Source organism: Nonomuraea glycinis (assembly GCF_014646515.1).
Taxonomy (GTDB): Bacteria; Actinomycetota; Actinomycetes; order Streptosporangiales; family Streptosporangiaceae; genus Nonomuraea; species Nonomuraea glycinis.
Window position 1 is genome coordinate 150,793 of record NZ_BMNK01000007.1, and the last position, 25,751, is coordinate 176,543.

Consider the following 25,751-nt stretch of genomic DNA (forward strand, 5'->3'; position numbering starts at 1 on the left):
GCCAGGACCGGCCGACGACCTTACCGCCGGCTCAGCCCTTGTAATTGAACACCTGCCGCAGCGTGTGCTGAACCGTCACCAGGTCCTTCTGGTCCTCCATCACGCGGTCGATCGGCTTGTAGGCCTCCGGGTGCTCGTCCACCAGCGCCCCGGCGCGGTCGGCGTTCCAGGTACGGCCCCGCATCGCCGCCTTCAGCGACGTCGCCGACAGCTCCCGCTTGGCCCTGCTCCGCGACATCCGGCGGCCCGCCCCGTGCGCGCACGAGTTGTAGGACAGCGGGTTGCCCCGGCCGCTGACGATGTACGAGCGCGTCCCCATCGAGCCGGGGATGACGCCCTCGTCGCCACTGTCGGCCTTGATCGCCCCCTTACGGGTGATCCAGAGTTTCTTGTCGTTATGCGTCTCTATTTGGGTGAAATTGTGGTGACAGTTGATCGTGCGGACCCGCGCGCCGTGGCCGACCACCCCGAACAGGGCGTTGATCAGCACCTTGTCCATGCGGGCGCGCGAGGCCATCGCGTAGTGCTGCGACCACAGCATGTCGGTGATGTAGGCGTCGAACTCCGGTGTGCTCTGCACCAGATAGGCCAGGTCCGGGTCCTCCAAACCGATCGCCTGCCGCTTCATCAGCTTCTTGGCGTCCACGATGTGCCGAGTCGCGAGCTGGTTGCCGATGCCGCGCGAGCCGGAGTGCAGCACCGTCCAGACCCGCTCCCGCTCGTCCAGGCAGACCTCGACGAAATGGTTGCCGGAGCCGAGGGTGCCGAACTGCCGGGCGACCGTCGTCTCCTGCTTGCCGGTCAGGGCGGTGTGCGGGCGGCCGAGCTCGTCCAGCGCGCGATCGACGGACGGGTCCTCGTGCCCCTTGCCCACACCGGCCGGAATCCGGCGCTCCACCAGCCGCATCAGCGCCTCCAGCGTGTCGGGCAGGTCGGCGGCGGTGAGCGTGGTCTCGGTCGCGACCATGCCACAGCCGATGTCGACGCCGACGGCGGCCGGAATGATCGCTCCCTCCGTGGGGATCACCGAGCCGACGGTCGCGCCGATGCCCACGTGCGCGTCCGGCATGAGAGCGACATGACCGGACACGATCCGCATCCGGGCGGTGCGCGCGGCCTGCATGACCGCGTGCTCGTCGATCTCGCTGGCCCACGACAACAGGTTGGGTGCGGGCTGGTTCGGCATGGGAACTCCTCGTTCGTCCTTGATCCAAGTCTGCCGCCGCGCCGGGTAAATGCCCACTCATTTATCTCCGTCGCGCGCTTTACGCCCGCCTCGTACGATCGGTCCGTGACGCGACAGGAGGAGATTCTCACCGGCGGGGGAGTCAACGAGGTCGTACGGATCGGCGCCACCGTGCGGCGGCCGGTGGGGCCGTGGACGCCCGCCGTGCACGGCCTCCTCGGCCATCTCGCCGCCCGGGGCTTCACGGGCGCGCCGCGGGCGCACGGCGTGGACGAGAGCGGCCGCGAGATCCTCGACTTCGTGCCCGGCGTCGTGGGGCACTACCCGGCGCCCGGATACGTGTGGCACGACACCGCCCTGCGCGGGCTGGCCACGCTGCTGCGCGACTACCACGACGCCACCGCCGGGTTCCTGCCCGCCGACGGCGCCACCTGGTATTTTCCCGCCCGGGAGCCCGCCGAGGTGATCTGTCATGGCGATGTCGCGCCGTACAACTGCGTGTTTCGCGACGGACTGCCGGTCGCGTTCATCGACTTCGACACCGCGCACCCGGCCCCGCGCCTGTGGGACGTGGCCTACGCCGCCTACCGGTTCGTCCCGCTCAGCTCCGCCGTCGGTGGCGGGGAGCTCGACGGCAACGGTGAGGCGGCGTTGCCCGTGGCCGAGCAGGCGCGGCGGTTGCGGCTGCTGTGCGACGCCTACGGCCTGGCCGCCCAGGATCGGCGGGTGCTGCCGGAAGCGGTCGTCGAGCGGTTGCACGCGCTGGTGGCGTTCATGCGCGAGCGGGCGGCGGCGGGCAGTGCCGCCTTCGCCGGCCACCTCGCCGACGGCCACCATGAGCTCTACCTTCGCGACGCCCGGCACGTCGCCGCGCACGCCCGGCAGCTGCGCCCCGAGTGAGCAGTATCTGCGGTGTATACCCGTTTTGGGACAGGCGGGCTGGGAGACATAGGCTGGCCGTCTGAGAACGACAGGAGGTGACGCCCCATGTTGCGAGACTCGTTCGGACGGGTGGCGACGGATCTGCGGGTGTCCCTCACGGACAAGTGCAATCTGCGCTGCTCCTACTGCATGCCCCCCGAGGGACTCGAGTGGCTGCCCAACGCGCAGCTCCTCACCGCGGACGAGATCGTCAGGCTGGTGACGATCGGCGTCGAACGGCTCGGCATCCAGGAGGTGCGCTACACCGGTGGCGAGCCGCTGCTGCGCCGCGAGCTCGTCGACATCGTCGGCCGGACCACCGCGCTGCGGCCCCGGCCGCAGGTGTCCCTGACCACCAACGGCATCGGCCTGGCCCGCGTCGCCGCCCCGCTGGCCGCCGCCGGACTGGACCGGGTCAACGTCTCCCTCGACACCCTCGACCGCGACACCTTCAAGCGGCTCGCGCACCGTGACAGGTTCCCCGACGTGATCGCCGGCCTGGCCGCCGCCCACGACGCCGGTCTGCGCCCCGTCAAGGTCAACGCGGTGCTCATGCGCGAGGTCAACCAGCACGAGGCCGTACCGCTGCTCCGCTACTGCCTGGAGCAGGGCTACGAGCTGCGGTTCATCGAGCAGATGCCGCTCGACGCCCAGCACGGCTGGAGCCGCGACACCATGGTCACGGCCAACGAGATCCTCAAGCTGCTGTCGGCCTCGTTCGACCTGACGGCCGACGACCAGGAGGAGCGCGGCAGCGCCCCCGCCGAGCGGTTCCTGGTCGACGGAGGCCCCGGCAGGGTGGGCGTGATCGGCTCGGTCACCCGGCCGTTCTGCGCCGCCTGCGACCGCGTACGCCTCACCGCCGACGGGCAGATCCGCAACTGCCTGTTCGCCACCGAGGAGTCCGACCTCAAGGCCGCGATGCGCGCGGGCGCGAGCGACGACGAGCTGGCCGAGCGGTGGATCGCCGCCGTCACCCGCAAGAAGGCCGGCCACGGCATCGACGACCCCAGCTTCCTCCAGCCGTCCCGCCCGATGTCGGCGATCGGCGGCTAGCGGCCGGGGACGGGCCAGCGCGCGTCCGCCCTGAGGTAAACCTGGTTCGACACTGCGACACTGGGGACGATCTCGAGGAGGCTCGTATGAACGTATTGGCCGAGTGGACCGCGCTGGCCTGCAAGGAGCTGGGCGTGGACCCCGCCCGGGTGGACCGGGACCTGGTCCTGGAGCTGACCAAGGAGGTGGCGCACGGGGTGGCCAGGCCGGCCGCGCCGTTGACGGCCTATCTGCTCGGACTGGCCCAGGGAGCGGGCACCGCGCCTGACGACGCGGTGGCGCGGCTGACGACGCTGGCCGGCAACTGGAGCCAGGCCACGAAGGAGACACTGACCGACAGCTGACATTTGCACGAACTGTCGCTATCAAGCCCCGCCCGAACCTGAACGTTTCCTGTGAAATGTGGGGAAGGCGGGGTGTAAACGATTTCGGGAAAGCGGCCCTATCCGACTGCGCCCTGTAACGAGACAGATCATTTAGATCCACGTTTTGCCCAGAAAAGGGGCAACGCCGGGTGGTTACGGGGGCAAACCACCCGGCGTCGCTTCATCGGCGTTCCGACGGGGGCCCGGAACGCCGGCACCAGCGCTCCGACGGGGGACCGGAGCGCTTGTCTAAAGCGTACACCTACAACCCGTGGGATGCGTCAAGACTTAGTCACGACCCGATCTCGCGTCGGTGCATCGGTATCTCACTTTGGTCATCTCCAGGGCTGTGAAAGGTGGGAGGAGGGGCGTCCGCGCCTCTCTCATTGGCTCCGATTACGGCTATGTATGGCAAAAGAACTGCGCCCGCGATGAACAGCATGCGGTAGGGCCACGGCAGGGGCAGCACCACCGCCAGGATCAGGCAGATCGTGCGGATCCCCATCTTGATGAGGTAACTGATCTCGCGCCGGTGGATGTCCGCGGTCAGCGACGGCCTGGCATCCGTGACCTGGTGGACATCTTTGTTCCTGCGCCAACCTTTCATACTTCCCACGGTAGACCTCGGACGAACCGCCCATGACGGCGCTCCCGTACATCGGCGCAGGTCATGCGATCATGGCCGTGGAGTAAGGAGGATGTGGAGATGACGGATCGCACATACCGAGTGACCGAGATCGTCGGCACGTCGGCGGAGAGCGTGGAGCAGGCCATCCGCAACGGGGTCAGGCGGGCCTCCGAGACGCTGCGGCACCTCGACTGGTTCGAGGTGACCGAGGTGCGCGGCCACATCGAAGGGGGAGAGGTGGCGCACTTTCAGGTCGGCCTGAAGGTGGGGTTCCGGCTGGAGGACTCCTAGACATCTGGGGCCACCTGGGTGACAGATCAGGCGTCAGACGACAAACTGCGACTATGCGCAGCCGTACGGCGGGGGTGTTGTCGGCACTGCTCGTCCTCATCATGCCCGCGGTCATGGCCTGCTCGGGGCGGACACCCGCAGCTCAGCACCCGGCCCAGGAGTCCGCGGACGAGCAGGGGTCAGGGGTGTTACGCCAGAACTCCGACGAGATCGCGCGCACGGTGCGCAGCCTGCGGCAGGTGGACGACCTGCCGCTCTACGAGATGACCTACCACGGCGACTACGACGCCGAGGCGCCGCTCACCGACCCGGAGCTCGCCCGCCGCGACGACGACTGGGCCTGCTCGCTGTTCGTCCGGGGCACCGAGTTCGGCAGAAACTTCGACTGGGACCCGAACCCGGCCATGGTGGTGCGCGTCAGCCCGCCCGGTGGTTACGCCTCGCTGTCGCTGTCGGACGTCTCGTACGTGCTCGACGGTGGCGCGCCCGACCTGAAGGACGCCGCCGACCGGCGGCGGCTCGGGCACGCGGTGCTCCTGCCGTTCGACGGCATGAACGACCAGGGCCTCACCGTCGGCCTGGCCCAGGTGCCGGACGCCGAGCTGCCCGCCAGGACGCCGGGCCGCACCCTGGTGGGCACCACGCGCATCATCCGGCTGATGCTCGACCGCGCCGCCACCGTGGACGAGGCCGTCGCCCTCATGCGCCGCTACGACGTGGAGTTCACCGACGGGCCGCAGGTGCACTATCTGATCGCCGACCGGTCGGGCCGGTCCGTGGTCGTCGAGTACGGCGGCGGCAGGCTGCACGTCATCGACGACCGGATCCTCACCAACATCACCATGGCCGGCGCCGACCGCCGCACCCGGATGGCCGACTCGCGCTACGGCACCCTGGCCGAGGGCATCGGCACCGAGACCGACGCCCTCGACCTGTTGCGCCAGGTGGCCCAGCCGCACACCCGCTGGTCGATCGTCTACGACATGAAGGCGGGCACCGCCCGGCTCGTCACCGGCCAGCGGTGGAGCCGGGTGCACGAGCTCACCGTCGGCCCGCCCGGCTGACCGCCGGCAGGGGCCAGGCGGCCTGGCCGGCCGTCAGGCAGGTGCCAGGCGGCCTGCTCAGCTCGCCTGGCCGACCCTCGGCATGCGGTCGGCGACTCGCTCAGCTCGCCTGGCCGACCCTCGGCATGCGGTCGGCGACTCGCTCAGCTCGCCTGGCCGACCCTCGGCATGCGGTCGGCGACTCGCTCAGCTCGCCTGGCTGACCGTCGACATGTTGAAGTCGGGCACCCGTACGGCGGGCATGACGGTGCGGGTGAAGTAGTCGCCCCACTCGCGGGCCAGCGTCTGCTCGGCCGCGCCGATCTCCGTCACGCGGCCCAGCAGGTCGACCGGGCTCTCGTTGAACCGGAAGTTGTTCACCTCGCCCACCACCTCGCCGTGCTCGACCAGGTAGACGCCGTCCCGGGTCAGGCCGGTCAGCAGCAGCGTCTGCGGGTCGACCTCGCGGATGTACCACAGGCAGGTGAGCAGCAGGCCGTGCTCGGTGGAGGCGATCATCTCCTCCAGGGAGCGGCCGTCCTCCGGCCCCTTCATGATCAGATTGTCGACGGCGGGCGTCACCGGCAGGCCGCTCAGCTCGGCCGAGTAGCGCGTCTGCAGCAGCGCCTCCAGCCGGCCGTCCTTGATCCAGTCGGTCGCCGCCAGCGGCAGCCCGTTGTCGAACACCGAGCTCTCCCGGCTGGAGGAGTGCGCCATGACGAACGGCGCGCAGCCGATGCCGCTCGCCGCCGGGTCGCTGGCCAGCGTCACCGGCAAGGTGGCCAGCCGCTCGCCCACCCGGGTGCCGCCGCCCGGCTTGGCGAAGACCGAGCGGCCGTCCACGGCGTCCCTGGCCTGCGCCGACCAGAACAGGTAGACCATCAGGTCGGCCACCGCGCTCGGCGGGATCAGCGTCTCGTAGCGGCCCGCCGGCAGGTCCACCCGGTTCTTGGCCCAGTCGAGGCGCCGGGCCAGCGAGGCGTCGAGCACGGCCACGTCCACGTCGGTGAAGTCTCGGGTGGCCACCCCGGTCCACGCCGAGCGCTTGAGGTCGGCGGACTTGGCGTTGAGCTCCAGCCGCCCGGTCGGCTGGTCGTGGCGCAGCCGCAGGCCGGTGGAGCTGCCGAGGAAGGTCGAGGTCAGCGTGTGCTCGGCGAAACCGTACAGCTTCCTGCCGCCGGCCTTGGCGGCGGCGAAGGCCTCGCCGAGCGCGGGCGCGAAGCTCTGGAACACCTCGATGTCGGTGGGCGTCACCGGCGCGTCCCAGCCCGCGCTCGCCGGCCCGCCCTCGACCAGCGGCCGGGCGTCCTCGGCCGGCTGCGCGTCGCGGGCGGTGGCGTCGGCGGCGGCCACCACGTCGGCGAGCTGCTCGGGGCGCACGGCCGCGCGCGAGACGACGCCCACGCCCTGTCCCGCGATCGAGATCACGGTGAGCCGGCTGGAGCGGGCCACGCCGTTGGTCGTCAGAGTGTTGCCGGCGAAGCGCAGGTTGGCGGTGGACTCCTCGTCCACGAGCACCACGCATCCGTCGGTCGTGGAGAGCTCCAGGGCCCTTTCCACCATCTCCTGGGGAGTCATCACTTACCACCCTCCTGAACGGTGTTGAGGATCCGGACGCGCCTGAACAGCGCGGAGGGGCAGCCGTGGCTGACCGGCGCGACCTGGCCGGGCTGGCCCTTGCCGCAGTTGAAGGCGCCGCCCAGCACGTAGGTCCCGGGGCCGCCGACGGCCTCCATGGACTGCCAGAAGTCGGTCGTCGTCGCCTGGTACGCGAAGTCGCGGACCTGCCCGGCGAGCCGGCCGTGCGAGATCCGGTACGCCCGCTGACCCGTGAACTGGAAGTTGTAGCGCTGCATGTCGATCGACCAGCTCTTGTCGCCGACGATGTAGAGGCCCCGCTCGACGCCGGAGATGAGCTCCTCCGTGGCCGGCCCGTCCGGGTCGGGCGCCAGCGAGACGTTGGCCATCCGCTGGATCGGCATGTGCCCGGGGGAGTCGGCGAAGGCGCAGCCGTTGGACCTGCCGAGGCCCTTCATCAGCGCCATCCGGCGGTCGAGCTGGTAGCCGACCAGGACGCCGTCCTTGACGATGTCGAAGCTCTGCCCCTGGACGCCCTCGTCGTCGAAGCCGACCGTGGCCAGCCCGTGGGTGACGGTCCTGTCGCCGGTCACGTTCATCGACGAGGAGCCGTAGACCAGCTCACCGAGCTGGTCGAAGGTGGCGAAGCTGGTGCCGGCGTAGGCGGCCTCGTAGCCGAGCGCCCGGTCGAGCTCCGTGGCGTGCCCGATCGACTCGTGGATCGTCAGCCACAGGTTGGACGGGTCGACCACCAGGTCGTAGTCGCCCGCCTCCACCGACGGGGCGGCGAGCTTCTCCGCCAGCAGCTCCGGCAGCTTGGCCAGCTCGGCCGCCCAGTCCCAGCCGGTGCCGGTCAGGTATTCGTAGCCGCGGCCCACCGGGGGCGCGATCGTCGACATGTCGTCGAACCCCGACGCGGAGGCCTTCATCGCGTTGAGCTTCGGATGCACGCGTACGCGCTGCTGGGTGGTGACGGTGCCGGCCGTGTCGGCGTAGAACTTCTGCTCCTTGACCTGCAGCAGCCGGGCCGAGACGTGGTCGGCGCCCTTGAGCAGCCCGGCCGACCAGTCGGCCAGCAGCGCGACCTTGTCGGCCGAGGGCACCTCGAACGGGTCCACGTCGTAGTCCGACACCCAGGTGACGTCGGCGTGCACGGGCTCGGGCGCGAGCTCGATGGGCTCGGTGTTGATCGGCGCGCTCACCTCGGCGACCCGCACCGCCTGCTCGGCGACCCGCACGGCCGCCTCAGGAGTCAGCTGGATGCCGGAGGCGAACCCCCAGGTGCCGTTCTTGACGACTCGGACGGCGTAACCCAGGTCGTCGGCGTCGGAGGCACCCTCCAATCTGGTGTCGTAGAGGCTGAGCGTCTCGGCTCTGACACGCTCCAGCCGGAAGTCGGCGTGCTCGGCCCCCAGCTCACGGGCGCGTTGCAGGGCGGCGTCCGCGAGCCGCCTGAGCGGCAGCGCGAGGAAATCGGCATCGATCTGGCGCATGTCCACGATCCTAGTGCCGTGATCTTGTCTCCCCCGGACAAGCGGATACCGGCGGGTAGGAGATAGCGTCGTCTGTCATGGCACGCTCTGTACTCGTCACCGGAGGCAATCGCGGCATCGGCCTCGCGATCGCCCGCGAACTCGCCGCGACCGGCGACTCCGTCGCCGTCACCTATCGATCGGGAGAGCCGCCGGACGGCCTGTTCGGGGTGAGGTGCGACGTGACCAGCATGGCCGACGTCGAGGCCGCCTTCGACAAGGTCGAGGCCGAGCAGGGCCCGGTCGAGGTTCTGGTCTCCAACGCCGGCATCACCAAGGACACCCTGCTGGCGATGATGAAGGAGGACACCTTCACCGACGTCATCGACGCCAACCTGACCGGCGCCTACCGCGTCGCCAAGCGGGCCATCCGGCCCATGATGAAGCTCAAGCGCGGCCGGGTCATCCTCATCTCCTCGGTCGTCGGCCTGTCCGGCCAGGCCGGGCAGACCAACTACGCCGCCTCCAAGGCCGGCCTGGTCGGCTTCGCCCGCTCCATGGCCCGCGAGTACGGCTCGCGCAACATCACCGTCAACGTGGTCTCACCCGGGTTCGTGGCCACCGACATGACGGCCGACCTCGACACCGAGGCCATCGTCAAGAACATCCCGCTGGGGCGGCAGGCGACCCCCGGCGAGGTGGCGCGCGTCGTCCGCTTCCTGGCGAGCGACGACGCCTCCTACATCACCGGGGCCGTGATCCCCGTCGACGGCGGACTCGGAATGGGGCACTGACATGGGCATCCTCGAAGGTAAGCGGATCTTGGTGTCGGGTGTGCTGACCGACGCCTCCATCGCGTTCTCGGTCGCCAAGCTGGCCCAGGAGGAGGGCGCCACCGTGGTGCTCACCGGGTTCGGCAGGCTGAGCCTGGTCGAGCGGATCGCCAAACGGCTGCCGGAGAAGGCGCCGGTGCTGGAGCTCGACGTCCAGAACACCGAGCATCTCGACAGCCTGGCCACCCGCGTCGGCGAGCACGTCGACGGCCTCGACGGCGTGGTGCACTCGATCGGCTTCGCGCCGCAGACCGCCCTCGGCGGCAACTTCCTCAACACCACGTGGGAGGACGTCGCGACGGCCCTGCACGTGTCCACCTACTCCTACAAGTCGCTGGCGGTGGCCTGCCTGCCGCTGATGAAGCAGGGCGGCGCGGTCGTCGGCCTCGACTTCGACGCCAGCAGGGCCTGGCCCGTCTACGACTGGATGGGCGTGGCCAAGGCCGGCCTGGAGTCCTGCAACCGCTACCTCGCCCGCGACCTGGGCAAGCACGGCATCCGCGCCAACCTGGTGGCCGCCGGCCCGCTGCGCACGATGGCGGCCAAGTCGATCCCCGGCTTCAAGGAGTTCGAGGACAGCTGGCCGGAGAAGGCCCCGCTCGGCTGGGACCTGTCCGACACCCTGCCCGCCGCCAGGGCGTGCGTGGCGCTGATGTCCGACTGGTTCCCCGCCACCACGGGCGAGATCGTGCACGTGGACGGCGGCGTCCACGCGATCGGCGGCTAAGCCGCTGCTCAGGCCAGGCGGTGGCGGCTGTTGCCCTGCCTGGCCGGCTCGAACGGGATCGAGTCCGGCTGCTCGCTGCGCTGCTTGCGCTGCTGCACGATGCGGGTGGCCAGCACCGCCGTGGCCAGCAGGATGATGGTCAGCGCCGTGCCGACGACGTCCGAGGCGGGGGCGCTGGGCCGCAGGATGCGCTGCTTGTGCACCGGCAGCGCCAGCTCATCGGCGAACGGGTTGGGCCACAGCAGGTCGAAGCGCAGGTCCTCGGGGTCGGCTCGCCGCTCGGCGACCGGCTTGCGCTCCTGCAGCGTGTGCGGCTGGGTGTCGGGCGGCGTGCCGGCGTCGGTGGGCGCCACCTCGGCGTACTCACGGTCGTCGCGAGCCGTACGCTCGGCGTCCGGCGAGGGGGTGGTCGTGTCCGACTGGCGCGGCTCCGCCGTGGGGGCGGGGGTGGGGGTGCCGTCGGGCACCTCGTGATCCTCGCAGGCCAGCACCGGCAGGCAGATCTCGCTGAGCGTCTCCGGCAGCAGCTCTGTCCGCCTCGGCTTGGCCGAGGGGCTGGGCCGGGACGAGCGCAGGTCCGGCCCGGAGGAGGGCCGCGACGTCGGCACCGCCTCGCCGACCTTGCCGAGCACGGTGTCGGTGGTCTTGTCGAGCCCCTTGGTCACGGGCTCGGTGAGGCCGCCGGTCAGGTCGTCGACCGTGCCGGTGACCGCGTCGAGGGTGTCGCACAGGCCGTCGGTCACTCCCGAGAGCAGGCCGCCGCCGCGCTCGCAGTCCCCGGCCAGGGCCGTCGCGGGCGGCGCGGCCACCGCGACGGTCGCCATCGCTACCGCGAGAATCCCGGCCGAGATCGCGGTCCTGCTCCCCATCCGTCCCCTCCTGCGTAGCCTTCGGAGGAAATCCTGATGGACTGGGCCATATGATGCAGGCGATTTCCCGCTAAAGTTGCGATTCGGTATCGACTAGTGATACGCGAGTGCGACTCTCGTTGGCCGTCAGTCGGGCGACGACACATCATCCAGAGCCTCTCGGATCTCTATCGGCAACACTATGTCCTCGGCGAGGAGCGTGCCCTTGAGTTGGGCGAGTGTGCGGGCGCCGACGATGGCCGAGGACACGCCGGGCTGGTCGCGCACCCAGGACAGGGCCACCGCCAGCGGCGAGACGCCCAGCCCTTCGGCGGCGGTCATCACCGACTCCACCACCCGCCGGCTGCGCTCGTCGAGGTAGGGGCGGACGAACTCGGCGAAGTGCGGGGTGGCCGCGCGTGAGTCGGACGGGATGCCGGTGCGGTATTTCCCGGTCAGCACGCCCCTGCCGAGCGGTGACCAGGCCAGCACCCCCACGCCGGTGTGCTGGGCGGCCGGCAGCAGCTCACGCTCGGGATCGCGGGCCAGCAGGGAGTATTCGGCCTGGACGGCCGTGACCGGGATGCGGCCGGGGATCGCCCGCTGGGTCACCGCCGCGGCGGCGAGCTGCCAGCCGGTGTAGTCGCAGACGCCCGCGTAGATGGCCCGCCCCGAGGAGACGATCGCGTCCAGCGCGGCCATGGTCTCCTCCAGCGGCACCTCGGAGTCGTAGGTGTGCAGCTGCCACAGATCGACGTAGTCGAGGCCGAGCCGGTTGAGCGAGTCGTCGACGGCGGCGATCAGGTGCCGCCTGGAGGCGTCGCGCGGCCTGCGGCCCAGCGGCGTCACCACGGCCTTGGTGGAGATCACCAGCTCCGTGCGCGGCACCGAGTCGCGCATCAGGCGGCCGAGCAGCCGCTCGGCGTCGCCGCCGGTGTAGACGTCTGCGGTGTCCACCAGCGTGCCGCCCGCGTCCATGAACGTGCGCAGCTGCGCCGCCGCGTCGTCGGCGTCGGTGTCACGCCCCCACGTCATCGTGCCGAGGCCCATCCGGGACACCGACAGACCGCTGCGGCCGACATAGCGCTGCTCCATGATCCCGCCAGGTTACCGTCCAGGCGGGGGAAACGCCGTGATCCACGCCTGAGACACTTGTCGGGTGACCACCCTGCTTCTGGCCCGCCACGGGCTCACCGACCTCACCGGGCCGGTCCTGGCCGGCCGCACTCCCGGTGTCCATCTCAGCCAGGCGGGCCTGGCGCAGGCGGCCGCCCTGGCCGAGCGGATCGCGGCCGTCCGGCTCGACGCCATCGTCTCCAGCCCCCTGGAGCGCTGCCAGGAGACGGCCCAGGCCGTCGCCGCGGGGCGGGGCATGACGGTGACGACGGACGAACGGTTCCTGGAGTGCGACTACGGCTCATGGACCGGCCGCGAGCTGAAGGAGCTCGCCAAGGAGCCGCTGTGGGGGAAGGTGCAGGCGCATCCGAGCGCCGCGACCTTCCCCGAGGGCGAGTCGATGGCCGCGATGCAGCACCGGGCGGTCGCCGCGGTCCGGGAGTGGAATAGCCGCCTGGGGGAGAAGAGTGTCTACCTGGCGTGCAGTCACGGGGATGTGATCAAGGCGATCGTCGCCGACGCGCTGGGACTCCACCTCGATCATTTTCAGCGGATTACAGCTGATCCGGCAGCCCTCACCGTCATTCGCTATGCCCCCTTGCGCCCCTTTATTCTCAGGCTTAACGATATGGGGGAATTGGCGCTCCCCGAGGATTCGGAGGAGAAAGACGGGGGAGAAAACACCACCGGGAGCGATGCCGCCGTCGGCGGCGGGCCCGGAACCACGTAAGGTCAGGCTATGCCGGTCTTCGACTACGACCCACCAGAGAGGTTCGTGGCAGGCGCCCTCGGGCAGCCAGGTGCGCGCGCCTTCTTTCTGCAGGCCAGGGCCGAGGGCAGACTGACCACCGTGGCGCTGGAGAAGCTCCAGGTGGCCGCGCTCGCGAGCAGGCTGGACGAATTGCTGGACGAGGTGCTGCGGCGCAGCGGTGGCGCCGCCCATGTGCCCGCCATGGCGCCGGCCGATCTCTCCGACGACGCCCCCCTCGAAGCGCCCCTGGCGGAGGACTTCCGGGTCGGCACCATGGCGCTGGCCTGGGACCCCGACACCTCGCAGGTGGTCATCGAGGCGCAGGAGGTCATCGACGAGGAGGACCTCGAAGCGCCCGAGCCCGCGATGCTGCGGGTGCGGATCAGCGCCGGGGCCGCCCGCGCGTTCACGCAGCGGGCGCTCAAGGTCGTCGCGGCCGGGCGCCCGCCGTGCCCCTTGTGCGCGCAACCCCTGGACGCCGGGGGACACGTCTGTGTCCGCCTCAACGGCTACCGCGGAGGTGAGGCGGCTTCATGACCGCTCCCGAGAGCGAGCCTGTCACCAGGTCCGCGCCCCCGTCGGCCATGGATGAGGAAGAGACCCTCAAGCTGCTGCGCGACGGCACCTTGGAGGTGGCCGGCCGCCTGGTCGAGGCCACCAACATGACCCTCTACTGCTCGGTCAAGCTCGGGACGCGGAGCGCGGCCTGCGTCTACAAGCCGGTGCGCGGCGAGCGTCCGCTGTGGGACTTCCCCGACGGCACCCTGGCCGCCCGCGAGGTGGCCGCCTTCGAGGTGTCCCAGGCGACCGGCTGGCACATCGTGCCGCCCACGGTCTACCGCGAGGGTCCGTTCGGGCCCGGCATGTGCCAGCTCTGGATCGACACCGAGCGTGAGGTCGACCTGATGCGGCTGGTGCGCAGCCGCAACCCGGTGGTGCGCCGGATGGCGGTGTTCGACGCGGTGGTCAACAACGCCGACCGCAAGGGCGGCCACCTGCTGCCGCTGCCCACCGGCCACGTCTACGGCGTCGACCACGGCGTCTGCTTCGCCGCCGAGGACAAGCTGCGCACGGTGCTGTGGCAGTGGCGGGGCAAGCCGCTGGCCCGCGAGGCGGTGGCGGTGCTCGCCAAGCTGGAGCGCGACCTGGAGTCCGGCTCGCTCGGCCGCAGGCTGCGCGACCTGCTCACGCTGGCGGAGGTGGAGGCCACCTGGCAGCGGGTGCGCCGGCTGCTCGACACCGGCGTGCATCCGTCCCCCTCGGAGGGCTGGCCTGCCATCCCCTGGCCACCCATCTAAACCGGTTTTGTACGCTTTGCCCCATGTGCACGGTGATCGTGAAAACAGGGCAGCCGCTCACCCTGATGGGTGTGCGGGACGAGTTCACCGATCGGCCCTGGGAGGGCCCCGGGGAGCACTGGCCCGATCATCCGGGCGTGATCGGCGGCCTGGACCTCAAGGCGGGCGGCACCTGGCTCGCCGTGGACCCCGCCGCCCGCCGCGCGGCGGCGCTGCTCAACGGGCACGGCCGCGCCGCACCCGAGACGACGAAGATCTCCCGTGGCGGGCTGCCGCTGCTCGCCGTGACCGCGGGCGACCTTCCCGAGCTGGACCTCACCCGCTACGACCCCTTTCATCTGGTGCTCGCCGACCTGGCCCGGACGCGGCTGTTCAGCTGGGACGGGGAACGGCTAGCCGTCAGTGAGCTGCCCGAGGGCACCAGCATGATCGTCAACACCGGGCTGGACCCGGCGAACGACCGCATCGCCGCCTTCCAGCCGAGATTCGCCGGCGACACCGACTGGCGAGAGCTCATCACCGATCCGCCCTCCGCCGACCCCGCCGCGCTGATCGTCCGGCACGAGCTCTCCGACGGCCGCGTCTTCGCCACCCTCTGCGTCACCCTGCTCACCCTCACCCCAGACGGCGTGAACTACGACTTCACCGACATGACATCTGATCAGGACGGATAGGCTCAAAGACATGAGATCGTGGTCCGCCCCCAACGTCCCCCCACTGCCCGGCGTGAGCGTCCCGCTGCGGCTCTACGACACGGCGGCCCGCCAGGTGCGGCAGAGCGATCCCGGGCCGGTCGCGACGATGTACGTGTGCGGGATCACCCCCTACGACGCCACCCACCTGGGCCACGCCAACACCTACCTCGCCTTCGACCTGGTCGGCCGCCTGTGGCGGGACGCGGGCCACGAGGTCCACTACACGCAGAACGCCACCGACGTCGACGATCCGCTGCTGGAGCGGGCCGAGCAGACCGGCGTCGCCTGGCAGAGCCTGGCCGAGCGGGAGATCGAGCTGTTCCGCACGGACATGGAGGCGCTGCGCATCCTGCCGCCCCGCGAGTACGTCGGCGTCACCGAGGTCATCGACCGGGTGGCCGGGCTCATCACCGAGCTGGCGGCCAAGGGCGTCACCTACACCCTCGACGGCGACGTCTACTTCAGCGTCGCCGACGCCCCCAAGTACGGGCAGGTGTCCGGCTACGACGAGCAGACGATGCTGGCCCTGTTCGGCGAGCGCGGCGGCGACCCCGACAAGCCCGGCAAGCGGCACCCGCTCGACTGGCTGCTCTGGCGGGCCGAGCGGCCCGGCGAGCCCGCGTGGGACTCCCCGCTCGGCAAGGGCCGGCCCGGCTGGCACGTCGAGTGCACCGCGATCGCCCTGGACAACCTGGGCGCCGGCTTCGACGTGGCCGGCGGCGGCACCGACCTGATCTTCCCGCACCACGAGTGCGGCGCGTCCGAGGGGCACGCCGCCACGGGGGAGTGGCCGTTCGCCAAGTTCTACACGCACGCGGGCATGGTGGCGCTCGACGGCGAGAAGATGTCGAAGTCCAAGGGCAACCTGGTGTTCGTCTCCAAACTGCGGGCCGAGCACGACCCGATGGCCGTCCGGCTCGTCCTGCTCGCCCACCACTACCGCGAGGACTGGGCCTACACCCCCGACCAGCTCACCGCGGCCGAGGCCCGGCTGGAGCGCTGGCGGGCGGCGACGGCGCTCGCCGCCGCCCCGCCCGCCGACGAGCTGCTGGCCGAGGTCCGCGAGCGGCTGGCCGACGACCTGGACGCGCCCGGCGCGCTGGCCGCGATCGACGCCTGGGCGGCGCGGGCGACGGCCGGCCAGGGCACGGACGCCTCGGCGCCCGGCCTGGTCCGCGACCTGGCCGACGCGCTCCTCGGCCTGCAGCTCTGACCGGCCGGCGCCCCAACCTGGCCAGCGCGTTTCTCGGCCTGGAGCTCTGACCGGCCGGCCCGAAGAGGCGCGCCCTCACCCGACGGCCGGACCTCGGTCCAGCCGGCGGTGCGGGCGGGGTGTCGGGCCGGGGCCGCGGCCCGCCGGCGGTGTGGGCACGGGTGTCAGGCGGGTGCTGCGGCCGGCCGGTGGTGAGAGTGCGGGTGTCAGGCGGGTGACGCAGTCAGCCGGCGGTAGCCCTTCAGCTCCGTCGCGAACCACTCGATGGTCCTGCGCAGCCCCTCCCGCGCGGGCACCCGCGCCTGCCAGCCCAGCCGCTCGGCGGCCAGCGTGGTGTCGGGCCTGCGCACCCGGGGATCGTCGGTCGGCCGGTCGATGAACGCGATCGGCGACGACGACCCGCTCAACTCCTTGATCATCATGGCCAGTTCCAGCATGGTGAGCTCACCCGGGTTGCCGATGTTCACCGGGCCGTCGAAGCCGCTCCCGGCCATGGCCATGATCCCCTGCACGGTGTCGTCGACGTAGCAGATCGAGCGGGTCTGCGAGCCGTCGCCGGTGACGGTGATCGGCTCGCCGAGCAGGGCCTGCCGGATGAAGGTCGGGATGGCCCGGCCGTCGAAGGGCCGCATCCGGGGCCCGTAGGTGTTGAAGATCCGCACGATGCCGGTGTCGGTGCGGCGCGAGTGGCGGTAGGCCGTGGTCAGCGACTCGGCGAAGCGCTTGGCCTCGTCGTAGACGCTGCGCGGGCCGACCGGGTTGACGTTGCCCCAGTACGTCTCGCGCTGCGGATGCTCCAGCGGGTCGCCGTACACCTCGCTGGTCGAGGCGAGGACGAACCTGGCGCCCTTCTCCCTGGCCAGGCCGAGCGCGTGCAGCGTGCCGACGCTGCCGACGCGCAGCGTCTCGATCGGGTAGCGCAGGTAGTCGGCCGGCGAGGCGGCCGAGGCGAAGTGCAGCACGAGATCCAGCCGGTCGGGCACGTGGACATACCCCGTCAGGTCGCACTCGATGATGCGGAACGACGGCCGGTCGATCAGATGCTCCACATTGCGCGGGCCACCGGTGAGGAAGCTGTCCATGCAGACCACGTCCGCCCCCTCTGCCAGCAGCCGCTCGCACAGGTGGGAGCCGAGGAACCCGGCTCCGCCGGTGACAAGCGCCTTCATGACGTTACCTCCATAGCGGCATCGACGACTTCGGAAACTTCGATCTTCAGCAGGCCCGGATCGATCCGGGCCCCGTGCGGGTCCCCCTTGCGGCCCGCCCACAGGGCCACGTGCCGCCAGCCAGGTGGCGGCCCCCACAGCGCCGGTGACACCGGCCCGAACAGCACCACCGACGGCACGCAGAACGCGGTGGCCAGGTGCGCGACGCCGGTGTCGCCGCAGACGACCAGCCGGGCCCGGCTGACCAGCTCGATCAGCCGGGCGAGGTCGGTGCGACCGGCCAGCATCCGCTCGTCCGGCAGCCCGGCCAGCTCGGCCACCCGCCGGGCCAGCCCCACCTCCTCGGCGTTGCCGGTGACGACCACGTCGTCCAGTACCGAGGCGACCGCGGCGAAGCGCTCCGGCGGCCAGCGGCGGGCCGGGAAGGCGGCGCCGGGATGCACGATCACCGGTCCTGTCCTGTCCGAGATGCCCAGGGTCAGGTCTTCCGGGTCGGTGGCGATGCCGTACCACTCCAGCAGGTCGCACCAGCGCCGCACCTCGTGCACGCCGTCCCGCCACGGCGGCCCCACGCCGTGGCTGATCAGCGTGCCGGGTCCGGTACGGCGCAGCGCGTCGATGCTCTGCGGGCCCTTGCCGTGCAGGTTGACCGCGAGGTCGGGCCGCTCGAACGGCACCGGACCCGGCCCCGACACGTCGAGGCGGTCGTCCACCGCGCCGATCAACGGCAGCAGCGCGTCCAGGCCGGCCGGGCAGGCGAGCGTGACCCGGTGCTCGGGAAAGGCCTGGCGCAGCGCGCGCAGCGCCGGAACGGCCGTGAGCAGGTCGCCCAGCCCCAGCCCGCGCAGCGCCAGCAGCTCTAGGGCCATGACGTCTCCGTGTCCGGGCAGATGACGAGCTCCCTGATCTCGCAGCCGACGGGCCGGCCGAGCGCGAACACCACGGTCGCGGCGACGTCGGCGGGGTCGTTCAGGCCCGCTTCCGGGCCCGGCCTGTACTGTTCGGCCCGGCCGTCGAAGAAGGCGGTGCGCATGCCGCCGGGCACCAGCAGGGTCACCCCCACCTCACCGCGCAGCTCCACCGCCAGCGCCCTGGTGAACCCGACGACGCCGAACTTGGACGCGCTGTAGGCAGAGGCGTCGCTCAGCGGGCGCAGGCCCAGCGTGGACGCGCAGGTGACGACCCGGCCGCGGGTCCGTTTCAGGTACGGCAGCGCCGCCCGTACGACCGCGGCCGTGCCCAGCAGGTTCACCTGGATCACCCGTTCCCAGTCGTCGGCGGGCACGTCCTCCAGCCGGCCGCACGCGTCGATGCCCGCCGCGGTGACCACGGCGTCGAGGCCGCCGGCCCGCTCGGCCAGCTCCCGCACCGCCCGCTCGGCCTGGCCCCGGTCGGCCAGATCGGCGGTGACGTGCTCGAAGCGCTGGTCGCCGGCGCGCACGTCGACGACCAGCGGCCGCCAGCCCTCCTTCTCGACGGCCTCGGCGGTGGCCAGGCCGAGCCCGGAGGCGCCGCCGGTGATGAGAACGTTCATCGGATCTCCCTGATCACATTGGTGGTCGAACGTCCCGGCAGCAGGCTCAGCACGACCGTGTGCGCGCCCAGCCGGTCCAGGACCTCGGTTTCGGGCAGGATTCCGCCCGCGTAGTCGCCGCCCTTCACCCACACGTCGGGGCGGAGCAGCTCGATCGCGCGGGCGGGGGTGTCCTCGTCGAACACCAGTACCGCGTCCACGCAGCTCAGCGCGCGCAGCACCTCGGCCCGGTCGAGGGCGTCCACGACCGGTCTGCTGCGGCCCTTGAGCCTGCGGACCGAGTCGTCGGAGTTGACGCAGACGACCAGTGCGTCGCCCAGCGCCCGGGCCCGCCGTAGCAGGCTGACGTGCCCGGCATGCAGCAGGTCGAAACAGCCCCCGGTGGCGATCAGCCGGCCGCCGGAGGCCCGGGTCAGCTCGGCCACCTCGACCGCGCTGCGCGGCCGGTCGCCGAGCCGCTGCTCCTGGACGCGGACCGCGGCGGCGCCGCCGCGCTGGACGAAGCGGGAGGCCTCGCCCACCCCGAGGGTGACCGCCTCCCGCACGGTCGCCCCGGCGCGCAGCGCCAGCGCCGCGGCGCTCGCCAGCCGGTCGCCGGCTCCGCACACGTCCTGGCCGCCGGCCCGTACGGGGGCGGGGATCTGGGTGAGCGAGCCGTCGGCCAGCGCCAGCGCCGCGCCGCGGGTGCCCAGCGTGACGGCCACCGCCCCGGCCCGCAGCTCCCGCACCAGGCGGCGGGCCGCCCGGTCGGGGCCGGCGTAGGGGGCGGGGCAGAGCAGCTCGGCCTCCGCCTCGCTCGGCGTCAGCAGCGTGCACCCGGCCACGGGCCGGTCGCCTCGGGGGTGCGGGTCCCAGACGATCGGCACGCCGCGGCCGGGCAGCAGCGCGCGCGCCAGCCGGGCGACGCCTCTGCCGTAGTCGGCGACCAGCACCGCACCGGCCCTGGCCACCGCCTCGGCCGCCTTGGCGTGCTCGGGGGCCTGGCCGACGGTGCCGTCGCCGGTGTCCAGGCGCAGCAGCGTCTGCCCCCTGGCCCTGATCCTGGTCTTGTGCACGGTGCCGCCGCGCAGCGGGAGCCGTACCAGATCCAGCTCGTCCGACAGCAGGCCGCACAGGCGGCGGCCGGCCGGGTCGTCGCCGATCGCGGTGATCAGCACCACCTCGGCGCCGTCGCGGGCGGCGAGCAGGGCCGCCAGGCCCGCGCCGCCGGGGCGGGCGTGCTCGGCGGCGACGTCCACCACCGGGACGGGCGCGTCCGGGCAGAGCCTGTCGGTGTCCCCCTCGACGTCCACGTCCAGCAGCGTGTCGCCGATGACCACGAGCGGCCCCAGCACGGGCCGGCCCCTGCCCGGGGCGCCGTGGCGGAGGTCCGCGCTCCGCCGCTGACCCGTCACAGCGCCTCCTCGACCGCGTCGCAGAGCATGTGGATCATCGCCAGATGCACTTCCTGTACGGTCGCCGCGTCGTCGGCGGGCACGGCGACCGTCTCGTCGCAGAGGCCGGCCAGCGGGTTCGGCGCCGGGCCGGTCAGCGCCCACGCGAGGATGCCGTGCTCCTGGGCCGCGCGGGCGGCGGCGAGCACGTTGGCGCTGACGCCGCTCGTCGACAGGCACACCAGCACGTCACCGGGGCGGCCGTGGGCGCGCACCTGCCTGGCGTAGACCTCCTCGGCGCCGAAGTCGTTGGCGATCGCGGTCATCGAGGAGCTGTCGGCGTGCAGCGGGATCGCCGCGTACGGCGGCCTGTCGGCCCGGAACCTGCCGACCAGCTCGGCCGTCAGATGCTGGGCCTCCGCCGCCGAGCCGCCGTTGCCGCAGGCCAGCAGCCTGCCTCCGGCCGACAGCACGCCCGCGAGCTTTCCTCCCCAGGCGCGAACCGTGACCGCGTGGCCGTCGACCTGGGTCAGGGCGGCGCGGAGCTTGCGCAGGTGCGTGTCCATGGCTAACCCCCCAGAGCGGTCAGACGGCCCAGTTGCCCGTCGATGACCTGCGTGTACACGGTCTCGGTCTGTTCGGCGACCCGCGGCCAGCCGTACCTCTCACGAGCGCGGCGCGCCCCGGCCGCGCCGAGCGCCCGCCGGCGGTCCGGATGCTCGAGGACCTCCCTCAGCGCCCTGGCGAGCGCTCGGGGCCGGCGCGGCGGCACCAGCAGACCGCAGCCCGCCACCGTGTCCAGATGCCCGCCGACCGCCGACGCCACGACCGGCACGCCGCACGCCATCGCCTCCACGGGGACCAGGCCGAACGGCTCGTACCACGGCACCGTGACCAGCACGTCGGCCGCGCGCATCAGCGGCGGCACCTGCTCGCGCGGCACACTGCCGATCACGTGCACCCGGTGGCCGAGCCCGTAGCCGGCCGCCAGCTCCCGCAGCCGTACGGCCTCCTCGTCGTCGGCCCGGCCGCCCGCGATCACCAGCTCGGCGTCCGGCAGCTGCCGCAGGGCCGCGATCACCGTGTCCACGCCCTTGCGCGGCACCAGGCGGCCGATGCTGAGCACCATCGGCCCGCCGGTGCGCGGCGCGACCGGCCCCTGCGGGCGGAACATGTCCACGTCGACGCCGCACGGCACGACCGCGATGCGCTGCTCGGGCACGCCCATGGCGCGCAGCTCGTCCACCTCGTCGCCGCAGGTGGCCAGCACCGCGTCCGCCCGCCTGCCGATCTCGCGCTCGGTCTCGATCCGGTGCGCCGGGCTGGTGTCGGCGTCGCCCTGCCAGCGCCGCTTCACCGCGCCGAGCGCGTGAAAGGTCTGCACCACCGGCACCCCCACCGGCAACGTCTGCGCGGCCCGCAGCGCCGCCTGGCCGCTCATCCAAAAGTGCGCGTGCACGATGTCCGGCCGCCGCCGGGCCCAGCGGTCGGCCAGCCGCTCGGTGAACTCCGGCATGTACGGCGGGAGCTCGTCCTTCGGCAGCGGCGTGGCCGGACCGGCCGGGACGTAGGCGACCGTGACGCGCGGCGCGAGCCGCACCGTGGCGGGCCGCATCGGATCGGAGCGCCGGGTGTGCACGACCACCGTGTGCCCGCGGGCGCCCAGCGCGGCGGCCAGCTTGGCCACGTACACGTTCTGGCCGCCTGAGTCGACGCCGCCGATCGTGGCCAGCGGATCCGCGTGCTCGGAGACGAGATCGATCTTCACTGCGTCAGCTCCCTCACTGCCTTGACCACCTGCTCACCGGTCACCTCCGACAGGCACGGGTGCCCGGCGACCGGGCAGGTGCGCGCCCTGCTCAGCCGGCAGGGGGCATGCTGGTCACCGAGCAACACCGTCGGCACGCGGTACGGGGCCCACCGCGCGGCGGGGACGACCGGCGCGAACAGGCTCACGACGGGGGTGCCGACAGCCGCCGCCAGGTGCGCGGGGCCGGTGTTGCCGGCCACGAGCACGCCGGCGCGTTCGATCACGGCGGCCAGCTGGCCCAGCGTCGTCCTGCCGCCCAGGTCGACGGCGACCCCGTGGGCGACGAAGGCGGTGAGCTCACGTTCCTTGCCGGTGACGACGACCCGATGGCCGTCCTCTACCAGCTCCCGCACGGCCTGCCGGTGCCTGTCGGCCGGCCAGGTCCTGGCGGGGGCAGAAGTCCCTGGGTGTACCACGACATACGCGCCTGCGTCGGCAGCGCCGCCGACGCCCAGGGACTTCCCCAGAACGGGGCCGATATCCGGAAGGGGCCTGCGAACTGCGAGTCGGCCGTCGTCGCCGGGTGGCAGCTCGAATCCGGCGGCGCGGGCGAGCGCCAGCATCCGCTCCGCCTCGGGCACGTCGACGCTCTCGTCCACGACGTGGCGCACGTCCAGCAGGGAGCCCGGGTAGTCGTTGCTGATCGCGGCGATCCGCCGTACCCCGGCCAGCCGCAGCAGCAGCGCCAGCGGGAGGGCCGACTGGTGGAAGGAGGTGAGGATCAGCGCCTCGCCGATCCCGCCGAGCCGCCGGACCAGCTCGGTGACCTGGCCGAGGTCCACCGGCGGGGGGTCGCCGTCGATCCACGGGGCCCGCCACTCGATCACCCGGTCCACGCCGGGCAGCAACTCGGCGGCCGCCCTGCCGTTCGGGCCCGCCAGCATCACCACCTCACGCGCGCCTTCCCGTACGGCCCGTACGGCGGGCCCGGCCAGCAGCACGTCCCCGGCGTCGTCGAGCCGGGCCACGAGGACCCGCTCCCGGCGGGGTCGCCGCCGGGCGGCCGGCTCACCCGCCGCCGGTCTGGCTCGCGACAGCACCCCCAAGCGACCGTTCATCGCCGTGCCCTCCATTCCCCCCGAAGCCGGTGCGCGCAGGCGACCGGCGGGATCACGACGCTGGTGACCACCATCCGCAGCACCTCCTGGGGAGTCCGGGGCCCGGGCGCCACCCTGGCCCACACGAACTCCGCGGTGAGCCCGATCCACCCAGCGGCGGCCACCACCCCCAGCACCGCCCCGACGACCGGCCTGGCGACCGGCACCGCCCCTACGAGCGGCGCTGGGGCCGGTCCGGCGCCCAGCGCGCGCCCACGGGGTGGTGCTGTGCTGGGCATGAGCCTCGTAAGGGCGTAGGTGGCGAGGGCGGTGAGGCCGAGGGCGGTGGTGAGCGCGTGGCGGCGTAGCCGGGTGGGGCCGCCGCCGATGGCCTCCCGCCAGCCCGGCCCGAAGCGGCGGCGCAGGCGGGCGTCGTCGGCGTTGCCCCGCTGGAACCGCACGCTCGACCAGAACCCGTCCACCCGCACCGGGTGAACCGTCACCCGGGCCCCCTTGACGAGCCGATAGCCCGCCTCGAACATCCGCAGCGCCAGGTCGGCGTCCTCCCGGTAGGCGCGCGGGAAGCCCTCGTCGAACCCGCCGACCCGCTCCAGCGCCGCCCGGCGGTAGGCCATGTCGGCGGTCGGCCAGTTCGCGCCGACCAGCCCGGCGGTGTGGCGCTCGGCGTCGGTGGGGCGGCGGTCGCGGGGGAGCGGCACCACGATGCGCCCCTGACTGCCCGCCACGTCGTCGGCCAGACCGGCCAGGTCCTGAAACGCGGCCCGTGCCCAGCCGTCCCCTGGCACCACGTCGTCGTCCAGGAAGGCCACCCACGGCGTGCCGGTCGCCCGCCAGCCGGCGTTGCGCGCCGCGGCGGGCCCGCGACCGCCGGTGCGGACGACCCGTACATGCTCCGGCATCTCCAGCGGCGCGGCGCCGTCCGGGCGGTCGTCCACGACGACGGCCGGCACGTCCGGCCCGAGCGCGGCCAGCGTGGCCCGCAGGCTCGGGCGGCCGATCGTCGGGATCACGACGGTGATCACCGGGCGAACACCTCCCCGCGCCGCACCAGGTACGGCCCCAGGGCGAGCACCTCCACCGGGGAGGAGCCGAAGCATTCGAGCGCGTCCCGCGGGTCGTCCACCATGGGCCGCCCGGCGGTGTTGAGGCTCGTGTTGACCACCACCGGCAGCCCGGTGCGCGACTCGAACTCCGCGAGCATGCGGGCGAGCAGCGGCTGGGCGGCGGGGGAGACCGTCTGCACGCGGGCGGTGCCGTCCACGTGCACCACCGCGGGGATCCGCGCGCACCACGACGGCCGCACCTCGTGCACGAACAGCATGTACGGCGAGGGCGTCGGGCCCCGGCCGAAGATCTCGGCGGCCCGCGACTCCAGCACCATCGGCGCGATCGGCCTGAACTGCTCGCGCCCCTTGACGTCGTTGAGCCGTTCGGTGTTGCGGGCGTGCCCGGGGTGGGCCAGCAGCGACCGGTTGCCCAGCGCCCGCGGGCCGTACTCCGACCTGCCCTGGAACCAGGCGACGATCCGGTCGGCCGCCAGTTCGGCGGCCACGGCGGCGGCCAGGTCGGTGGGCCGGGAGTGCGGCACCCTGGCCACGTCCAGCCAGGCGCCGAGCTCCTCGTCGGTGAAACCGCGGCCGAGCGCCGCGCCCGGCATGGGGGCGGCGGGCTCGCCGTGGGCCTGCGCCAGGTGCAGCGCGCCGCCGAGCGCGGTGCCGGAGTCGCCGGCGGCCGGCTGCACCCACACCTCGTCGAACGGGCCCTCGGCCAGCAGCCGGGTGTTGGCCACGCAGTTCAGCGCCACCCCGCCCGCCAGCGCCAGCCGGCGCTCCCCGGTGCGCTCGTGCAGCCAGCCGACCAGCTCCAGCAGCACCTCCTCCAGCCGGACCTGCACGCTGGCGGCCAGATCGGCGTGGTCGGCGGTCCACGGCTCGCCTCGGGCCAGCGCCTTGGCGTAGCCGTTCCAGTCGATGGCCGCGACGTGGAAGCCGCCGTCGCCCGTGGTGCGGATCAGCTCGCGCAGCGCGTCCAGATGCCGGGGGCGGCCGTAGGAGGCCAGCGCCATCACCTTGTACTCGTCGCAGGAGCGCAGGAAGCCCAGATGCTCGGTCACGTCCTCGTACATGAGACCGAGCGAGTGCGGCAGCCGTTGCGCGGCGAGCACCTCCAGCTCACCGTCGCGGTAGCGGCCGGCCAGGTGGGAGACGTCCTCGCCGCGGCCGTCGCACACCAGCACCGCGCAGTCGCGCCACGGCGAGGCCAGCCCCGCCGAGGCGGCGTGCGCCACATGGTGCGGCACGAAACGCACCCGCGCCGGGTCGAGACCGGGCAGCGCCGTGGACAGGAACAGTGGCGCGCGCACCGCGTACCTGGTGCGCAGATCCTCCCAGTCGCCGTCGGGGCGCTGGCGGACCAGGGCCGGATCGTAGGAGTAGGCCACCGCGTCGAGGTCCTCGGGCCCGATCCCCGCCTCCCGCAGGCACCAGGCGGCCGCCTGCTCCGGCAGCTCCCAGGCGGAGAACGGCAGCGGCCGCTTGCCGTGCTTGCGCCGGCTGAAGCGCTCCTCCTCCGCGGCGGCGACCACCTTTCCGTCGGCCACCAGAGCGGCGGCCGGGTCGTGGAAGATCGCGTTGATGCCGAGAAATCTCATCGGTCCCCTCCCCCTGAGGAATGGAGAACCGCTACCGAGAGAAGCGGCTCTCAAACACTGAGGCATCCCGTGAGGTGTGAAAACAGGCTGAACCGCCTGGGGTTGGTCACGGAGAGTAGCGTTGTTTGCCGGGTGG

Annotated in this window: 27 protein-coding genes; 12 read left to right on the forward strand and 15 right to left on the reverse strand. The window is 72.5% G+C overall.

The genetic code is table 11. The annotated features are described in order from the left end of the window. Positions 1–31 precede the first annotated feature (31 nt). Entirely contained in the window at positions 32–1,186 is a 1,155-nt protein-coding gene (locus IEY87_RS21215; protein ID WP_189140465.1) for an RtcB family protein, read from the reverse strand. Positions 1,187–1,291: 105 nt separating this feature from the next. Between IEY87_RS21215 and IEY87_RS21220 the strand changes: the two genes are divergently transcribed. From IEY87_RS21220 to IEY87_RS21230, 3 genes are all read left to right on the forward strand, one after another. Next, a complete protein-coding gene (locus IEY87_RS21220) occupies positions 1,292–2,086 on the forward strand; it encodes a phosphotransferase (protein WP_189140466.1) in 795 nt (264 codons plus the stop codon). Between the two features lie 87 nt (positions 2,087–2,173). Further along, positions 2,174–3,163 carry a GTP 3',8-cyclase MoaA gene (gene moaA / locus IEY87_RS21225; RefSeq protein ID WP_189140467.1) on the forward strand — a complete coding sequence of 330 codons (990 nt, stop codon included), beginning with the start codon at positions 2,174–2,176 and terminating at the stop codon, positions 3,161–3,163. 86 nt (positions 3,164–3,249) lie between these two features. After that, positions 3,250–3,507, forward strand: a complete 258-nt coding sequence (locus tag IEY87_RS21230; RefSeq protein ID WP_189140468.1) for a DUF6457 domain-containing protein — start codon at positions 3,250–3,252, stop codon at positions 3,505–3,507. A 313-nt stretch (positions 3,508–3,820) separates the two neighbouring features. Here the strand turns inward: IEY87_RS21230 and IEY87_RS21235 are convergent, their stop codons facing one another. Beyond that, positions 3,821–4,135 carry a DUF3099 domain-containing protein gene (locus tag IEY87_RS21235; protein ID WP_189140469.1) on the reverse strand — a complete coding sequence of 105 codons (315 nt, stop codon included), beginning with the start codon at positions 4,133–4,135 and terminating at the stop codon, positions 3,821–3,823. A gap of 99 nt (positions 4,136–4,234) precedes the next feature. Here IEY87_RS21235 and IEY87_RS21240 point away from each other — a divergent pair, with 99 nt between their 5' ends. Both IEY87_RS21240 and IEY87_RS21245 read left to right on the forward strand, forming a co-directional pair. Then, complete coding sequence (locus tag IEY87_RS21240) at positions 4,235–4,447, forward strand: dodecin (protein ID WP_189140470.1); 213 nt, start codon at positions 4,235–4,237, stop codon at positions 4,445–4,447. Positions 4,448–4,500: 53 nt separating this feature from the next. Then, positions 4,501–5,511 carry a linear amide C-N hydrolase gene (locus IEY87_RS21245; RefSeq protein WP_225277221.1) on the forward strand — a complete coding sequence of 337 codons (1,011 nt, stop codon included), beginning with the start codon at positions 4,501–4,503 and terminating at the stop codon, positions 5,509–5,511. A 186-nt stretch (positions 5,512–5,697) separates the two neighbouring features. On the opposite strand, the gene IEY87_RS21250 is transcribed toward IEY87_RS21245, so the two are convergent. Both IEY87_RS21250 and IEY87_RS21255 read right to left on the reverse strand, forming a co-directional pair. Beyond that, on the reverse strand, positions 5,698–7,068 hold the full coding sequence (locus tag IEY87_RS21250; RefSeq protein WP_189140471.1) for a metallopeptidase TldD-related protein: 1,371 nt from the start codon (positions 7,066–7,068) through the stop codon (positions 5,698–5,700). Then, positions 7,068–8,561, reverse strand: coding sequence for a TldD/PmbA family protein (locus IEY87_RS21255; protein ID WP_189140472.1), 1,494 nt, complete (start codon positions 8,559–8,561; stop codon positions 7,068–7,070). Before IEY87_RS21255 ends, IEY87_RS21250 begins: the two co-directional genes overlap by 1 nt. 77 nt (positions 8,562–8,638) lie before the next feature. Between IEY87_RS21255 and fabG the strand changes: the two genes are divergently transcribed. Next, the gene (gene fabG / locus IEY87_RS21260) at positions 8,639–9,334 is read left to right on the forward strand and encodes a 3-oxoacyl-ACP reductase FabG (protein WP_189140473.1); all 696 of its coding nucleotides are present in this window, start codon (positions 8,639–8,641) and stop codon (positions 9,332–9,334) included. Position 9,335: 1 nt separating this feature from the next. Next, complete coding sequence (fabI, locus tag IEY87_RS21265; protein ID WP_189140474.1) at positions 9,336–10,100, forward strand: enoyl-ACP reductase FabI; 765 nt, start codon at positions 9,336–9,338, stop codon at positions 10,098–10,100. Positions 10,101–10,108: 8 nt separating this feature from the next. On the opposite strand, the gene IEY87_RS21270 is transcribed toward fabI, so the two are convergent. Further along, complete coding sequence (locus IEY87_RS21270; RefSeq protein WP_189140475.1) at positions 10,109–10,969, reverse strand: hypothetical protein; 861 nt, start codon at positions 10,967–10,969, stop codon at positions 10,109–10,111. Between the two features lie 126 nt (positions 10,970–11,095). Continuing rightward, positions 11,096–12,043: an aldo/keto reductase gene (locus IEY87_RS21275; RefSeq protein WP_189140476.1), complete on the reverse strand. Its 948-nt coding sequence runs from the start codon at positions 12,041–12,043 to the stop codon at positions 11,096–11,098. A gap of 64 nt (positions 12,044–12,107) precedes the next feature. Between IEY87_RS21275 and IEY87_RS21280 the strand changes: the two genes are divergently transcribed. Genes IEY87_RS21280 through mshC form a run of 5 tightly spaced genes read left to right on the forward strand, consistent with a single transcriptional unit; the run spans position 12,108 to position 16,021 of the window. Further along, positions 12,108–12,794, forward strand: a complete 687-nt coding sequence (locus IEY87_RS21280; protein ID WP_189140477.1) for an MSMEG_4193 family putative phosphomutase — start codon at positions 12,108–12,110, stop codon at positions 12,792–12,794. 9 nt (positions 12,795–12,803) lie between these two features. Continuing rightward, entirely contained in the window at positions 12,804–13,352 is a 549-nt protein-coding gene (locus tag IEY87_RS21285) for a DUF3090 domain-containing protein (RefSeq protein WP_189140478.1), read from the forward strand. Beyond that, entirely contained in the window at positions 13,349–14,113 is a 765-nt protein-coding gene (locus IEY87_RS21290) for an SCO1664 family protein (RefSeq protein WP_189140479.1), read from the forward strand. Before IEY87_RS21285 ends, IEY87_RS21290 begins: the two co-directional genes overlap by 4 nt. Positions 14,114–14,136: 23 nt before the next feature. Beyond that, the gene (locus IEY87_RS21295) at positions 14,137–14,787 is read left to right on the forward strand and encodes an NRDE family protein (protein WP_189140480.1); all 651 of its coding nucleotides are present in this window, start codon (positions 14,137–14,139) and stop codon (positions 14,785–14,787) included. Positions 14,788–14,797: 10 nt separating this feature from the next. Beyond that, positions 14,798–16,021 carry a cysteine--1-D-myo-inosityl 2-amino-2-deoxy-alpha-D-glucopyranoside ligase gene (gene mshC / locus IEY87_RS21300; RefSeq protein ID WP_189140481.1) on the forward strand — a complete coding sequence of 408 codons (1,224 nt, stop codon included), beginning with the start codon at positions 14,798–14,800 and terminating at the stop codon, positions 16,019–16,021. 206 nt (positions 16,022–16,227) lie between these two features. On the opposite strand, the gene IEY87_RS21305 is transcribed toward mshC, so the two are convergent. The 9 genes from IEY87_RS21305 to IEY87_RS21345 are packed head-to-tail and all read right to left on the reverse strand — an operon-like array spanning position 16,228 to position 25,615. After that, complete coding sequence (locus IEY87_RS21305; protein WP_189140482.1) at positions 16,228–17,190, reverse strand: UDP-glucuronic acid decarboxylase family protein; 963 nt, start codon at positions 17,188–17,190, stop codon at positions 16,228–16,230. Further along, positions 17,187–18,059, reverse strand: a complete 873-nt coding sequence (locus IEY87_RS21310) for a glycosyltransferase family 9 protein (protein ID WP_189140483.1) — start codon at positions 18,057–18,059, stop codon at positions 17,187–17,189. The genes IEY87_RS21305 and IEY87_RS21310 overlap by 4 nt, the downstream gene beginning before the upstream one ends. After that, positions 18,050–18,724 (reverse strand): SDR family oxidoreductase, encoded by a 675-nt coding sequence (locus tag IEY87_RS21315; RefSeq protein WP_189140484.1) that lies wholly within the window; start codon positions 18,722–18,724, stop codon positions 18,050–18,052. Before IEY87_RS21315 ends, IEY87_RS21310 begins: the two co-directional genes overlap by 10 nt. Beyond that, positions 18,721–20,118: a PfkB family carbohydrate kinase gene (locus tag IEY87_RS21320; RefSeq protein ID WP_308112950.1), complete on the reverse strand. Its 1,398-nt coding sequence runs from the start codon at positions 20,116–20,118 to the stop codon at positions 18,721–18,723. Before IEY87_RS21320 ends, IEY87_RS21315 begins: the two co-directional genes overlap by 4 nt. Then, positions 20,115–20,663, reverse strand: coding sequence for a D-sedoheptulose-7-phosphate isomerase (locus IEY87_RS21325; protein WP_189140485.1), 549 nt, complete (start codon positions 20,661–20,663; stop codon positions 20,115–20,117). Before IEY87_RS21325 ends, IEY87_RS21320 begins: the two co-directional genes overlap by 4 nt. A gap of 2 nt (positions 20,664–20,665) precedes the next feature. Beyond that, entirely contained in the window at positions 20,666–21,865 is a 1,200-nt protein-coding gene (locus tag IEY87_RS21330) for a glycosyltransferase (protein WP_189140486.1), read from the reverse strand. Beyond that, positions 21,862–22,965, reverse strand: coding sequence for a glycosyltransferase family 9 protein (locus IEY87_RS21335; protein ID WP_189140487.1), 1,104 nt, complete (start codon positions 22,963–22,965; stop codon positions 21,862–21,864). Before IEY87_RS21335 ends, IEY87_RS21330 begins: the two co-directional genes overlap by 4 nt. Further along, complete coding sequence (locus IEY87_RS21340; RefSeq protein WP_225277222.1) at positions 22,962–23,987, reverse strand: glycosyltransferase family 2 protein; 1,026 nt, start codon at positions 23,985–23,987, stop codon at positions 22,962–22,964. Before IEY87_RS21340 ends, IEY87_RS21335 begins: the two co-directional genes overlap by 4 nt. Beyond that, complete coding sequence (locus IEY87_RS21345; RefSeq protein WP_189140489.1) at positions 23,984–25,615, reverse strand: carbamoyltransferase family protein; 1,632 nt, start codon at positions 25,613–25,615, stop codon at positions 23,984–23,986. The genes IEY87_RS21340 and IEY87_RS21345 overlap by 4 nt, the downstream gene beginning before the upstream one ends. Positions 25,616–25,751 lie beyond the last annotated feature (136 nt).